Source organism: Hafnia psychrotolerans (genome assembly GCF_014639435.1).
Lineage (GTDB): Bacteria > Pseudomonadota > Gammaproteobacteria > Enterobacterales > Enterobacteriaceae > Ewingella > Ewingella psychrotolerans.
The window spans coordinates 257,188-271,336 of record NZ_BMFZ01000005.1 but is presented as its reverse complement, the minus strand read 5'-3'; the positions used below and the strand labels follow the sequence as shown (position 1 = coordinate 271,336).

General features: G+C 50.0%; 14 protein-coding genes. 13 read left to right on the top strand and 1 reads right to left on the bottom strand.

What is annotated here, in order from left to right; genetic code table 11:
• Positions 1 to 101 precede the first annotated feature (101 nt).
• From IEV89_RS11625 to deoD, 13 genes are all read left to right on the top strand, one after another.
• Entirely contained in the window at positions 102 to 515 is a 414-nt protein-coding gene (locus tag IEV89_RS11625) for a DNA polymerase III subunit psi (RefSeq protein ID WP_188473675.1), read from the top strand.
• The gene (rimI, locus tag IEV89_RS11620) at positions 484 to 927 is read left to right on the top strand and encodes a ribosomal protein S18-alanine N-acetyltransferase (protein WP_188473674.1); all 444 of its coding nucleotides are present in this window, start codon (positions 484 to 486) and stop codon (positions 925 to 927) included. The genes IEV89_RS11625 and rimI overlap by 32 nt, the downstream gene beginning before the upstream one ends.
• Positions 928 to 1,103: 176 nt before the next feature.
• Positions 1,104 to 1,436 (top strand): helix-turn-helix domain-containing protein, encoded by a 333-nt coding sequence (locus tag IEV89_RS11615; protein ID WP_229746451.1) that lies wholly within the window; start codon positions 1,104 to 1,106, stop codon positions 1,434 to 1,436.
• On the top strand, positions 1,436 to 2,695 hold the full coding sequence (locus tag IEV89_RS11610; protein WP_188473673.1) for a type II toxin-antitoxin system HipA family toxin: 1,260 nt from the start codon (positions 1,436 to 1,438) through the stop codon (positions 2,693 to 2,695). The genes IEV89_RS11615 and IEV89_RS11610 overlap by 1 nt, the downstream gene beginning before the upstream one ends.
• Before the next feature lie 173 nt (positions 2,696 to 2,868).
• Positions 2,869 to 4,458: a peptide chain release factor 3 gene (gene prfC / locus IEV89_RS11605; protein ID WP_188473672.1), complete on the top strand. Its 1,590-nt coding sequence runs from the start codon at positions 2,869 to 2,871 to the stop codon at positions 4,456 to 4,458.
• A 428-nt stretch (positions 4,459 to 4,886) separates the two neighbouring features.
• Entirely contained in the window at positions 4,887 to 5,477 is a 591-nt protein-coding gene (osmY, locus tag IEV89_RS11600) for a molecular chaperone OsmY (protein WP_188473671.1), read from the top strand.
• Positions 5,478 to 5,803: 326 nt separating this feature from the next.
• Positions 5,804 to 5,965 (top strand): DUF1328 domain-containing protein, encoded by a 162-nt coding sequence (locus tag IEV89_RS11595; RefSeq protein WP_013577105.1) that lies wholly within the window; start codon positions 5,804 to 5,806, stop codon positions 5,963 to 5,965.
• A gap of 197 nt (positions 5,966 to 6,162) precedes the next feature.
• A complete protein-coding gene (locus tag IEV89_RS11590; protein ID WP_188473670.1) occupies positions 6,163 to 7,362 on the top strand; it encodes a patatin-like phospholipase family protein in 1,200 nt (399 codons plus the stop codon).
• Entirely contained in the window at positions 7,359 to 8,141 is a 783-nt protein-coding gene (locus IEV89_RS11585; protein ID WP_188473669.1) for a TatD family hydrolase, read from the top strand. The genes IEV89_RS11590 and IEV89_RS11585 overlap by 4 nt, the downstream gene beginning before the upstream one ends.
• A gap of 564 nt (positions 8,142 to 8,705) precedes the next feature.
• Positions 8,706 to 9,485, top strand: a complete 780-nt coding sequence (deoC, locus tag IEV89_RS11580; protein WP_188473668.1) for a deoxyribose-phosphate aldolase — start codon at positions 8,706 to 8,708, stop codon at positions 9,483 to 9,485.
• A gap of 93 nt (positions 9,486 to 9,578) precedes the next feature.
• Complete coding sequence (deoA, locus tag IEV89_RS11575) at positions 9,579 to 10,898, top strand: thymidine phosphorylase (RefSeq protein WP_188473667.1); 1,320 nt, start codon at positions 9,579 to 9,581, stop codon at positions 10,896 to 10,898.
• Between the two features lie 108 nt (positions 10,899 to 11,006).
• On the top strand, positions 11,007 to 12,230 hold the full coding sequence (deoB, locus tag IEV89_RS11570) for a phosphopentomutase (RefSeq protein ID WP_188473666.1): 1,224 nt from the start codon (positions 11,007 to 11,009) through the stop codon (positions 12,228 to 12,230).
• Positions 12,231 to 12,334: 104 nt separating this feature from the next.
• On the top strand, positions 12,335 to 13,054 hold the full coding sequence (gene deoD / locus IEV89_RS11565) for a purine-nucleoside phosphorylase (RefSeq protein ID WP_188473665.1): 720 nt from the start codon (positions 12,335 to 12,337) through the stop codon (positions 13,052 to 13,054).
• 133 nt (positions 13,055 to 13,187) lie between these two features.
• On the opposite strand, the gene IEV89_RS11560 is transcribed toward deoD, so the two are convergent.
• A complete protein-coding gene (locus IEV89_RS11560) occupies positions 13,188 to 13,988 on the bottom strand; it encodes a YtjB family periplasmic protein (RefSeq protein WP_188473664.1) in 801 nt (266 codons plus the stop codon).
• Positions 13,989 to 14,149: the final 161 nt, after the last annotated feature.

Here is a 14,149-nt window from a genome sequence, read left to right as displayed (position 1 = left end):
TTGGCGCACGTTCGATGGGTTTGCTAGCATAGCGCCGCGTTATCGTGAATTAACTGGCGGAAGTCTTCATTGTAGCGGGTCGCCAACAGACAGGAATGGGCATGGAATCAAGACGAGACTGGCTGTTACAACAGATGGGTATTACGCAGTGGACGCTGCGCAAACCGGCTGTGTTGCAAGGTGAAGTGGCAGTCAGCCTGCCTGATCATACGCAGTTGTTAATTGTCGCTGACGTCCCACCCGCGAGTGATGACCCCTTGATCTCTGATGTTCTGCGCACGTTAGCGTTGACGACTCAGCAGGTTTACCACTTGACACCAGAACAGGTCACGATGCTGCCAGAAGGCACTCAATGCAATACTTGGCGACTGGGCATCAACGAACCGTTAGCGGTCGAAGGTACGCAGTTATCCAGCCCGACGCTCTCCGAGCTTTATCAAAATGCCGGCGCCAAACGCGCGCTCTGGCAGCAGATTTGTGAAAATGAACAGTATTTCTATCCTGACGCCCGCTGATTTATCCCGCGCTTTCCAGATTGAAAACGCCAGCCATGCTTTTCCATGGACTGAAAAGACCTTTGCCAGTAATCAGGGCGAACGTTATCTCAACCTGAAAATGATGCAGGGCGATGAGATGGCCGGTTTCGCGATCACCCAAATTGTTCTCGATGAAGCGACGCTGTTTAATATCGCCATCGACCCCGTTTTTCAGCGTCATGGGCTCGGCCGCGCTCTGCTTGAAGAGCTGATCCAGCAGCTTGAACAGCGGGACGTGATCACTCTTTGGTTGGAAGTCCGGGCTTCGAACCACAAGGCCATTGCGCTTTATGAAAGCCTTGGTTTCAATGAAGTCTCTATTCGCCACAATTACTATCCTTCTGCACAAGGCCGCGAAGACGCCATTATGATGGCATTGATTTTAGGCTGAGCACGCTGAATCATCTAAAACAACATTTTGATTGTATCTATGCCATTTTAACAATTATTAAGTTGTTTTTAATTTCATTAAACAACAATAAAGATGTATTTTGCATTATAAACAGCTAATAAATTGTACTTGCAATAACAAACAACTAAAGTGATGTTTGTATTCGTTGGAGAGACATGATGAAAAAGCTTGCTCACGTCACCGAGTTTTTGAAACGACGCAGACAACAACTGAATCTGAATCAGAAAGATATGTTGATGAAAGTGGGTATGTCTCAGCAGCAGTACCAACGTATTGAAGCTGGAGGCGATCTGCGTCTTTCTACGCTATTGCGGGTTCTGGAAGGGATGGATCTTGAGCTGGTGCTCGTGCCACGCCAAAAAGTCGCTCAGGTCGAAGAATTATTGCACTCACCTCTTGTTGGTCACAATAAACTCAGCGATGAACATGCAGAGCATATGCATAACGAGTGGCTTGATATTTTAGGCCATTTGGAGGAGGAGTCGTAATGAGCAAGCAGACAGAATCCGTTGAGGCTCTGATGCTGTATCTGAAAGATCAACCTGTTGGCGTTTTGTCCCATTATTCTGGGAGTAAAAACATTCTGATATTTTCTCCAGACTATATTGCTTTGCCTGAAAGCTCTCGACCTGTTTTTACGTTAACTCAAAAACGTGCAGCCACGTATTTAGAAAAAACACGCTTTAGTTCTCAAAAATTGCCTCCTGTTTTGTCCAATTTACTGTCCGAGGGAGCGCTACGTGGATGGATGGCGCAAACATTAAAAGTGCATCGGGAGGATGAGTTTCCACTGTTTGCATACGCTGGCGGCAATTTACCCGGAGGACTGATAGCCAAGTCTATACCAAAAGGGGAGATCCCTGTATGGGCATTAGCTTCACGGGGTGAGCGCCTGGAAGCTGTACAAATTGATGTACGACATCAAGCGGATAAATTTTCGCTTGCGGGTGTTCAAATGAAGTTCTCTGCAGTCAGAAAGGAGGGCCGCTTTAATATAAGCACAGATATTGGGGCTGATAGTTGGATTATAAAAACCCCCTCAACGGTTCACCGAGCCGTGCCTGAAAACGAATTCAGTGCCATGATGCTCGCACAAAAAATCGGGGTAAGTATTCCCGAAATCAAGTTGATTGAACAATCAGAGCTGATTGATCTTCCCGATATTCCCCTCCCAGCAGAGAAGTATGCTTTTGCCATTCGGCGGTTCGATAGAGGTGATAGCGGAAGAATACATACCGAAGATTTTGCGCAAATTTTCCAAGTATATGCACATGAAAAATACAAGCGTTTTAACTATGACCATATTGCTATTGCATTACACACTGTCGGCTCAGGTGGTTTAGGTGACATTCAACAGATGGCACGTAGGCTGCTGGCTAATATTTTATTAGCCAATGGTGATGCCCATCTAAAAAATTGGACGGTCATTTATTCTAATGGACTTGATGCTCAGCTTTCACCGGCTTACGACATTGTGAGTACGCTTCCATATGTCGCCGGAGAAGATTCTGTTGCACTGAATATGGCTAAAGAGAAACGCTGGTCGATGATTGATTTTTCGACGTTTGAGAAGTGGGCCAGTCGCATTGATGTACCATGGCTTGCAATAAGGGTTCACTTACAAGATGCGATGCGCGTGGCGCGTGAAAGTTGGCCTGCAATGTTGGATGACTTACCCATGTTGGAAGCACACAAGGTTATTCTTAAAGCACACTGGGCATCACTTTCCTCTGACTTTCGCATCTGACCCTCATTCCAGGCGGTCTGACCAAAAAAGCATTGATTGCCCATCCCGGCTAAATCAGTGAAAATAGCCAGCTACAACTTATATTACCGCTTTGCCTGACGTCCTTTGACGTAGTGAACCTCTGGTGTAATGAACAACAGTGCAGGGCGGCCAACCGAAGAAACGTGAAAAACATGTCTCCAAGTGAATTCGCCCTCGAAGTGGCTAAGCGCCGTACCTTCGCTATTATTTCTCACCCCGATGCGGGTAAAACCACCATTACTGAAAAAGTGTTGTTATTCGGCAACGCGATTCAGACCGCCGGGACAGTTAAAGGCCGTGGCTCAAGCCATCACGCCAAATCTGACTGGATGGAAATGGAAAAGCAACGTGGTATTTCTATCACGACCTCGGTGATGCAATTCCCGTATAAAAAGTGCCTGGTGAATCTGCTCGATACCCCGGGACACGAAGACTTCTCCGAAGATACTTACCGTACCCTTACCGCCGTTGACTGTTGTTTGATGGTGATTGACGCCGCGAAAGGCGTAGAGGATCGAACCCGTAAGTTGATGGAAGTGACCCGTCTGCGCGATACGCCGATTCTGACGTTCATGAACAAACTCGACCGCGATATTCGTGATCCCATGGAAGTGATGGATGAAGTGGAGCGCGAGCTGAAAATCGCCTGTTCGCCAATTACCTGGCCTATCGGTTGCGGGAAGCTGTTTAAAGGCGTGTATCACCTTTATAAAGACGAAACGTATCTGTATCAGACCGGTAAAGGCAGCACGATTCAGGAAGTACGCATCGTGAAAGGGTTAAATAACCCCGATCTCGACACGGCGGTCGGCGAAGATCTCGCTAAACAGCTGCGTGAAGAGCTGGAGCTGGTGCAGGGCGCGTCGCACGAATTCGATCATGAAGCTTTCATCAGTGGCGATTTAACGCCGGTCTTCTTCGGAACGGCGTTGGGGAATTTCGGCGTGGATCATATGCTTGACGGTCTGATGGAGTGGGCGCCCGCGCCGATGCCGCGTAAAACCGACCTGCGCGAAGTGAAAGCCGACGACGAGAAATTCACCGGCTTCGTTTTCAAAATTCAGGCCAACATGGATCCCAAGCACCGTGACCGCGTGGCATTTATGCGTGTGGTGTCGGGCAGATATGAAAAGGGCATGAAACTGCGGCAGGTTCGTACTGGTAAAGATGTGGTGATCTCTGATGCCCTGACCTTTATGGCGGGCGACCGTTCTCACGTAGAAGAGGCTTTTCCAGGCGATATCATTGGCTTGCATAACCACGGCACCATTCAGATTGGCGATACCTTTACCCAAGGTGAGAACATGAAGTTCACCGGTATTCCGAACTTCGCCCCAGAGATGTTCCGTCGTATCCGTCTGCGAGATCCTCTCAAACAGAAACAGCTTCTCAAAGGTCTGGTGCAGCTCTCTGAAGAAGGTGCGGTTCAGGTATTCCGTCCCATCGCCAACAATGATTTGATCGTTGGGGCCGTCGGGGTTCTGCAGTTTGAAGTGGTGGTGGCGCGTTTGAAAAGTGAATACAACGTCGAAGCCATTTACGAGTCGGTCAACGTGAGCACCGCGCGTTGGGTTGAGTGCAACGACGTGAAGAAATTTGAAGAGTTTAAGCGCAAGAATGAAGTGAACCTGGCACTGGATGGCGGCGATAACTTGACTTACATCGCCCCGACCATGGTGAACCTGAACCTGGCCTCTGAGCGATATCCTGAAGTGAAATTCCGGAAAACCCGCGAGCATTAATTTTTTTATCGGTTTTTGCCTCCTGAGACGGCCGTTGCGCCGTCTTTTTTTCTCCTTTTCCCCTATTTTTCGATCATGCGTCACATTTCCCCTGTTCGTTTCTCCCTCAACTTGACTGAAAAATAGGCATAAGAACCCTCTGCGCTTAGGACTTATCTGCATTCGGGGCTGTTATCAACGATCTCTCTACTGTTTTTCTGATTCTTGACTATATTAAATGGGTGTTTAGGAAAAGGTGGCTTAAAGCACTATTTTTATGCCGCGACGCAGAGAGTTATATCGAAAGGCGATGAAAAGCCCGAATAAAACGAAGTACTCTGCTACAAGGGATGTAAAAACTCAGCAAAACATTTTGTTAGAAGGCGTCACCAAGAATGTGGCGTACCGAGCCCGCCAATTAGGGCTTATAAACTGAAAGGAAGAAATCGATGAAAAACTCTAAATTTGCCTATTCTATGATGGCTGTTGTTCTGGGTACCGCACTGATGAGCGGTAGCGCATTCGCTGCAACCACCACTGATAGTACAGGTGCAAAAATCGATAGTTCCATGAAGAAAGTGGATAACTATATGGGCGATAGCGCCACCACAGCAAAAGTGAAAAGTGCTCTGATAGACGAAAAAGCGATCAAGAGCAGTGATATCTCAGTAAAAACGGAACATGGCGTGGTTACGCTGAGCGGTTTTGTGGGTTCGCAGAAAGAAGCTGAACAGGCTGTTGCCGTGGCGACCAAAGTTGAAGGCGTGAAATCCGTCAGCGACAAACTCCACACTAAAGACAGCAAAGACCAATCGGTGACAGGGTATGCCGGTGACGCCGCCACCACCACATCGGTGAAAGCGAAACTGTTGGCTGACGACATCGTCCCTTCGCGTATGGTGAAAGTTGAAACGACTGACGGCGTTGTACAGTTATCCGGTTCGGTAAAAGATCAGGCGCAGTCTGACCGTGCTGAAAGCGTAGCCAAGACCGTTGATGGTGTGAAAAGTGTCAAGAATGACCTGAAAATCGCACCATAGGCTTCTATATACGTTGAGCGGTAACGTGTTGTAAGTGCAGTAAAGGTTGCCTGTCATAGGGTTTATGTGGCAGGCAACCTGTTCTTATAAAGTCAGCATAAAACACTATAAAACAGTACACATGGGGCCTTTCGGCCTAAAAAGTTGCCAGTTTTTCTAACACTTTCATTTTTGCAGCTATCTTTAAAAGGTAAGCATTTTTATTATCCGGGCAAAACGGGTTTTAAGACGCCAAATAGAAAGGTTTAAAATTGGGTTCAGGCCCGAAATATTGGGTACACCATGTTGAATTAGGCACTATTTAAAAATAGGGTAAGGAGAAGCTTATGTTTCGTTGGGGCATTATATTTCTAATCATCGCGTTAATCGCGGCGGCTCTTGGTTTTGGTGGTTTGGCCGGTACAGCGGCTTGGGCTGCAAAAATTGTCTTCGTAGTGGGTATCATTCTGTTCTTGGTCAGCCTCTTTACGGGTCGTAAACGACTCTGACATTCTTACTGACAGATTAAGCACTGAATAGACTCCTGCCGGAGATTGGGTCGTACACTGTTCAACTGAAACTAGTTAACAGAAAGTAACGATTTAATCTCCGGTATTTTATTAGAAAATTACCGAACTCATAAAGAAAAGGTATGCTCTGAGGTGAGGCCCATAGACTTTGCGGCTTGTTCACTGAGGGGAAGGCGTTGGGATACAGAATACCTGTTACGCTCGGCAATATTGAACCGCTGGCATACAAACCTTACAAACCCGGCAAGATTGCGCTGGTGTGTGAAGGCGGCGGGCAACGCGGGATTTTCACCGCGGGCGTGCTGGACGAATTTCAACGTGCGGGATTTAATCCGTTCGATCTTTTTATTGGTACCTCGGCAGGTGCGCAAAATCTCTCGGCCTTTGTTTGCGGCCAGCCAGGATATGCACGGCGGGTCATCACTCGATACACCACCAGTCCTCATTTTTTTAATCCACTGCGCTTTGTCCGTGGCGGGCATCTTATCGATCTCGACTGGCTGGTGGACGAAACCTCTAAAAATATGCCGTTGGCGATGGACTCGGCTGAGAAACTGTTGATCGACGGCCGTGAGTTTCTCATGTGTGCCTGTCGCAGCGATGATTACACCGCCAACTATTTTGCGCCAACGCGTGAAAACTGGTTACCCGTGATCAAAGCTTCCAGCGCTATACCGGGTTTTTACCGCATGGGCGTGGATCTTGACGGGATCAGCTATCAGGACGGTGGCATCAGCGATGCCATTCCAGTCGAAGAGGCCTACCGACGCGGCGCGGATACCATTGTGGTGATTCGCACCGTACCCTCGGCGATGTTCTACACGCCGCAGTGGATGAAGCGCATGGAACAGTGGTTGAGTGAAAGCAGTCTGCAGCAACTGGTGCGGATGATGCAGCATCATGAGAGCAGCTATCACCGCATTCAGCAGTTCATCGAAAACCCACCGGGCGATCTGCGAATTTTTGAAATTTTCCCACCCAAGCCACTTGCCAGCCACGCCTTAGGCAGCCGCTTACCCGCGCTAAATCAGGATTATCACCTTGGGCGTCGCTGCGCCCGCTACTTTCTGTCGGCGGTATCACACTGGTTTATTCCCCGCGAAAATGAACGCCCTATGCCGTTTATCACGCCGCGTAAAGCTCGGCCGAAGCGCGTGGTGGTGCCACAGGATAATCCAGATAACGTGATACCGCTTGCGGCTGCCAGCGTTGTCGAACAGATTATTCTCGACCCCGCCGTGCTTACAGATATGATTGCCGATGGCGGAATGGTGCGTCCTGCAGCCAGTGCATTTCATGATGATACCCAACACGCAGCTCACCACGAGATTCCGCACAGTGAAGAGAGCCATTATAACGAAGGTGAAGATCGGTGAGTTTCCATCTGATTGACACACACTGCCATTTTGATTTCCCGCCGTTTACCGGTGCTGAAACTGCAAGCCTGCAAAAAGCCGAAGTTGCCAATGTGCGGCAGTTGATTGTGCCTGCTGTCACCGCTGACCGTTTTCCGGGCGTACTGAAACTGGCAAAACACTATCCACAGATTTTCGCTGCACTTGGACTGCATCCGCTTTATATCTCTCGCCACAAGGACGCCGATCTTGAGTTACTTGAGGACGGGTTATCTCATCGTGATGCCAGGCTGGTGGCGATCGGCGAGATAGGTCTGGACCTGTATATGGCACAACCGCTGTTTGAGCGGCAGCAGCAGTTGCTCAAAGCACAGTTCGTGCTAGCGAAACGTGAAAACCTGCCGGTGATCCTGCATTCACGCCGCAGTCACGATCAGCTTGCGGCGATGCTGCGTCAGGCTCGACTTCCAGCCACCGGTGTGGTTCATGGTTTTGCGGGTAGCCTGTCACAAGCGCAGGTATTTGTGAAACTGGGGTTTGCCATCGGCGTAGGCGGTACCATCACTTACCATCGGGCGCAGAAAACGCGTAATGTGATGGCACAACTTCCTCTTTCATCCCTGGTGCTGGAAACCGATGCACCCGATATGCCACTGCAGGGTTTTCAGGGACAGCCTAATCGACCCGAGCGTGCTGCATCCGTGTTTGATGCATTATGTGAACTGCGCAGTGAAACGCCGGAGCAGATTGCCACCGCGCTGCTTGATAATACGCGCCGCATTTTTGCCCTGCCTGGCTGACCGCGAAAGCACCTTCATCGGCCTTTAAAATCATATGTTATTTAAATAACATTTTAATGTCGAACCTATCTATTTACACCCCATTCTCTCGATTCATGGCGCAATGACTTCCTTTGTTAATGTTATTATTATAACATTTATGCCGTGATTGCCGGTCGGTAGTCGCAGAGTGAGTCACCCGCCATCTATTGTAGTAAAAGGGGTATACACTCTTTATTCAGGCCAAATTCTGAGCGTAGAGCTGGTGTTATGTGATCTTAGTCCCATTTCACCAAGTAACGTTGCAATGGGTTTTCATTTTGTGTGAAATACTGCACACAGCAACCTGATGTGATGTGTTCAAATAGTCACAACGAATTGGCAGATGCCAATCCAAGCGCGGTGAGAAGGATCTCAGTTGCCAGCGGAAATGCTTCATCGTGTTTCCCGCACGCTATCTTCAAGGAACCAAGTCCGCTCGCCAACCGTGCAGAATTCTGCTGATGCCACACGGCACCCAATGAGTTCATGACTGTATGCTCAGTTCTGGCTGGTCGCTGGAATTGATAATTGTTGGAGAGTTTTATGACCGATTTAAACGCCGCTGCACAACGTGCACTGAACCTGATGGATTTAACTACCCTGAATGACGACGACACTGACGAAAAAGTGATCGCTCTTTGTCATCAGGCCAAAAGCCCTGCCGGCAATACCGCGGCTATCTGCATCTATCCACGTTTCATTCCTGTAGCCCGTAAAGCGCTGCGCGAACAAGGTACACCAGACATCCGTATTGCCACTGTCACCAACTTCCCGCACGGAAACGATGACATTGACATCGCTGTCGCAGAAACGCGTGCTGCTATCGCCTATGGCGCAGACGAAGTGGACGTCGTCTTCCCTTACCGTGCGTTGATCGCCGGTAATGAGCAGGTTGGTTTCGAGCTGGTGAAACAGTGTAAAGAAGCCTGCGCCGCCGCGAATGTGCTACTGAAAGTGATTATCGAAACCGGTGAACTGAAGCAGGATTCGCTGATCCGTAAAGCGTCCGAAATGGCTATCAAAGCCGGTGCTGACTTTATCAAAACCTCAACCGGCAAAGTGCCTGAGAACGCCACGTTGCACAGCGCAGAGCTGATGATGAGCGTGATTGCCGAGATGGGGGTTGGCAAAACGGTTGGTTTTAAACCCGCTGGTGGCGTGAAAACGGCTGAAGATGCCGCGCAATATCTGGCGTTGGCTGACCGTCTACTGGGACGCGAATGGGCTGATGCACGCCATTTCCGTTTTGGTGCTTCAAGCTTGTTGGCCAGTCTGCTGACTACGCTTGGCCACGCTGATCAAAAATCTACCAGCAGCTACTGATTGTTATCGTCATTGCGCAGTGTTGAACTGCGCTTTTGGCGATAGGAAGAACATCGGTTACCCCTTATACCTCTAGTCATCAAGGAGCACTCCGTGTTTCTCGCACAAGAAATCATTCGTAAAAAACGTGACGGGCAGTCATTAAGCGAAGAAGAAATTCGCTTTTTCATCAATGGTATTCGTGACAGTCAGATTTCCGAAGGTCAGATTGCTGCCCTGGCAATGACCATCTATTTCAATGATATGAATATGAACGAGCGTGTGGCGCTGACCATGGCGATGCGCGATTCTGGCACGGTACTTAACTGGAAAAGCCTCAACCTCAACGGCCCGGTTGTGGATAAACACTCCACCGGCGGTGTCGGGGATGTAACCTCCCTAATGCTTGGCCCGATGGTGGCCGCTTGTGGTGGCTATGTGCCCATGATCTCTGGACGTGGCCTCGGCCATACTGGCGGTACGCTGGACAAACTAGAAGCTATCCCGGGCTTTGATATCTTCCCTGATGACAACCGCTTTCGCAGTATCATTCAGGATGTCGGCGTAGCCATTATCGGTCAGACCAGTTCGCTGGCACCGGCGGACAAACGCTTCTATGCCACTCGCGACATTACCGCCACTGTTGATTCTATTCCGCTGATCACCGCTTCAATCCTCGCCAAAAAATTGGCTGAAGGTCTGGACGCGCTGGTCATGGACGTTAAAGTCGGCTCCGGTGCATTTATGCCGACCTATCAGTTGTCGCAGGATCTGGCCCAGGCCATTGTTGATGTTGCCAATGGCGCAGGTTGTAAAACCACCGCGCTGTTGACCGACATGAACCAGGTATTGGCTTCCAGCGCCGGTAACGCCGTCGAAGTGCGTGAAGCTGTGCGCTTCCTGACCGGTGAGTACCGTAATCCACGTCTGTTGGACGTGACGATGGCGCTGTGCGTTGAGATGTTGCTCTCTGGTGGTCTGGCAAAAGACGACGCTGATGCCCGCAGCAAATTACAGGCTGTACTGGATAACGGCAAAGCGGCAGAAATCTTCGGCCGTATGATCGCTGCGCAGAAAGGGCCGATCGACTTTATGGAACGCTACGATAGCTATCTGCCGCAGGCGACGCTGAGCAAGCCGGTTTACTCCGAGAAGGCCGGTATCGTCAGCGCCATGGATACCCGCGCGCTCGGTATGTCGGTGGTGTCACTGGGTGGTGGTCGCCGCCGCGCCGCCGATGCTATCGACTACAGCGTGGGGCTGACACATATGGCGCAACTGGGCCAGAAGGTGGACACCCAGCAACCGCTGGCGATGATTCATGCTAACAGCGAAGAAGCCTGGCAGCAGGCCGCCGAAGAAGTGCGCACCTCGATTGTCCTCAGTGATAAAGCGCCGGAAAGCACGCCAGTGATTTATCGCCGTATCAATTAACGAATACAAAAGAGGGTTGAAAATATTCATGATGCCCCCAAATCAATGCGATCAGTGTGTCGACCTTAACCGATGCACGCAACGAATAACCAAGCGTAGGAGTACAAGATGAAACGTACGTTTATCATGGTATTGGACTCATTTGGTATTGGTGCCAGTGAAGATGCTGAAAAATTCGGTGATACCGGTTCTGACACGCTGGGACATATTGCTGCCGCCTGCGCTCGTGGCGAAGCCAATGTGGGCCGTCAGGGCCCGCTAAATCTGCCTAACCTGACCCGTCTTGGGCTGGCGAAAGCCGCAGAAGAATCCACCGGTAAAATCCCTGAAGGGTTGGACGGTAATGCAGAAATCTCTGGCGCTTATGCTTATGCCAGCGAACTCTCCTCAGGTAAAGATACGCCGTCTGGCCACTGGGAAATTGCCGGTGTGCCTGTGCTGTTTGACTGGGGATATTTCAGCGATACGACCAACAGCTTCCCGCAAGCGCTGCTGGATAAACTGGTGAAGCGCGGTAATCTGCCCGGCTACCTCGGTAACTGCCATTCTTCGGGTACAGTCGTACTGGACGAGCTTGGCGAAGAACACATGAAAACGGGCAAGCCGATTTTCTATACCTCTGCTGACTCTGTATTTCAGATCGCCTGTCACGAGGAGACTTTCGGATTGGATCGCCTGTATGAACTGTGCGAAATCGCCCGCGAAGAGCTCACCGAAGGTGGCTACAATATTGGCCGTGTTATCGCCCGTCCGTTCCTGGGCGATAAAGTCGGTAACTTCGAACGTACCGGTAACCGCCACGACTTAGCGGTTGAACCACCGGCACCGACGATCCTGAAAAAACTGGTTGATGAGAAAAATGGCCAGGTGGTTTCCGTCGGTAAGATTGCCGATATCTACGCGCAAGTTGGTATCACCAAAAAAGTGAAAGCCACCGGTCTGGACGCGCTGTTTGATGCGACCATCAAAGAAATGAAAGAAGCCGGTGACAAAACTATCGTCTTCACTAACTTCGTTGATTTCGACTCATCTTACGGTCATCGTCGCGATGTGGCAGGTTATGCCGCTGCGTTGGAGCTGTTCGACCGTCGCCTGCCTGAACTGCTGGCGCTGGTGAAAGAAGATGACATGATCATCTTTACTGCGGACCACGGTTGCGACCCAACCTGGCGCGGCACAGACCATACTCGTGAGCACATTCCGGTGTTAATCTACGGCCCGAAAGTGAAACCTGGCTCATTAGGTCACCGCGACACTTTCGCGGATATCGGCCAGACCGTGGCGAAATACTTCGACTTGTCGCCAATGGACTACGGTAAATCGATGCTCTAAAGCCTATGCCTTTCACGTTGTTAGCTTGATGTCTGGCGACAACGTCGAATCCTTTGGGTTGGTACCTCGGTGCATTTTTAATAAGAATTTAAGGAAAGATAATAATGGCAACTCCACACATTAATGCTGAAATGGGCGACTTCGCTGACGTAGTGCTGATGCCGGGCGATCCGCTGCGCGCTAAACACATTGCTGAAACGTTCCTGAAAGATATTAAGCAGGTGAATGACGTGCGTGGCATGTTGGGTTTCACCGGGACTTATAAAGGTCGCAAAATCTCTGTTATGGGCCACGGTATGGGCATTCCTTCCTGCTCAATTTATGCCAAAGAGTTGATCACCGAATTTGGCGTGAAAAAAATCATCCGTGTGGGTTCTTGCGGTGCCGTTCGTGCGGACATTAAACTGCGCGACATCGTGATTGGGATGGGCGCTTGTACGGATTCCAAAGTGAACCGCATGCGTTTTAAAGATCATGACTACGCCGCTATTGCTGATTATGACATGGTGCGTAACGCGTCTGATGCGGCCAAGGCCAAAGGCATTAATGCCCGTGTAGGTAACATCTTCTCCGCTGATCTGTTCTACACGCCGGACCCACAGATGTTCGACGTAATGGAAAAATACGGCATTCTGGGCGTGGAAATGGAAGCCGCGGGTATCTACGGGGTCGCCGCTGAGTTCGGTGCGAAAGCGCTAACCATTTGTACCGTATCCGACCACATTCGTACCCACGAACAAACCACTGCTGAAGAACGCCAGACCACGTTCAACGACATGGTTGAAATCGCACTGGAATCCGTTCTGTTGGGTGATAAAGAGTAAGTTCTGTCGTTTTTCACCGATCGTAAAACGGGGGCTTTTAAAGTCCCCGTTTCTATTTAGGTTTATTGGTTTTGCTCTTCACTAAAGACAAATCGGCTTAGTACAGAATAAGTGGGAAGAATGAGTGTCTGGCTTAATCCTTTCTTTCCCGGCTACGTTTTAGGCTGCGGTAAGCTGCCTGGGCGGCTTCTTTGGTTTGTGCTTCGGTGGCCGGTTTGGCGGGAGCGACCGCGTCGTCAGGCTCGGTCATATTCAGCGTTGGCGGCGGGCCGAATTCATCGGTGTCTTCTTCTTCTTCCGGCTCGTCATCTTCTTTTAAAGGCTTACTGGCGGTCAGCAGGAATGGTGATTGCTGCCAGCGACTGCGGCGACCTTGCAACAGTGTGCGAGCAAGAATGATACCCACGCCAAGGGCAGCCAGCATCATCAGGCGTAGTAAGTTGGTGGTGTTATCCACCTGTTTGGACTCCGTGGCCAGCACGTGGGTATCCAGTGTTAAGCGCAGGAAACCGCTCGGGCCGTCTTTATCTTCAATGGGTTGTACAATCTGGTGATTGAAATAACTGCCCGCTCGCTTCCCGTCAAGCGCCAGTCGGTCACGCACCGGCACCTTCTCACCGGCGTGGGCCAACAGTGAGCCGTCCACTTCATAAACGCTGGCGTCAAGAATGCGGCTGTTATCGGTAAGTTGATTCAAAATAGTGGAAATTTGTGCGATATCAGCGCCATCATTGTCGCTGTTCATCAGCGGAGCCAGCGTAAAGGCCACCTGTTTCGCCAGTGTCTGGGCGAGTTGTTCCACCTGCTGAGATCGTGCAAGTTGATGTCCGAGGCTAAAATAGGATGCGCCTTGCATAAGCACGACTAATAAAGCCAGACAAATCATCACGATAAACGTGCGGTGCAGGCGAAATTTCAGTTTGGCCTTTGCCATTCCATTTCCTTAAGATTTTCGACGACTTTAATGTTGCCAGAAGCGTTGGCGATAGGGTAGCTTGATGCGTCATTTATACTCGGCATCCTTCAAGCAGTCCCTGCGCTGGCAGCCTTCCTGCAACTCGAACGATTTTGGGTATAACGTGCCATCCTTATTTT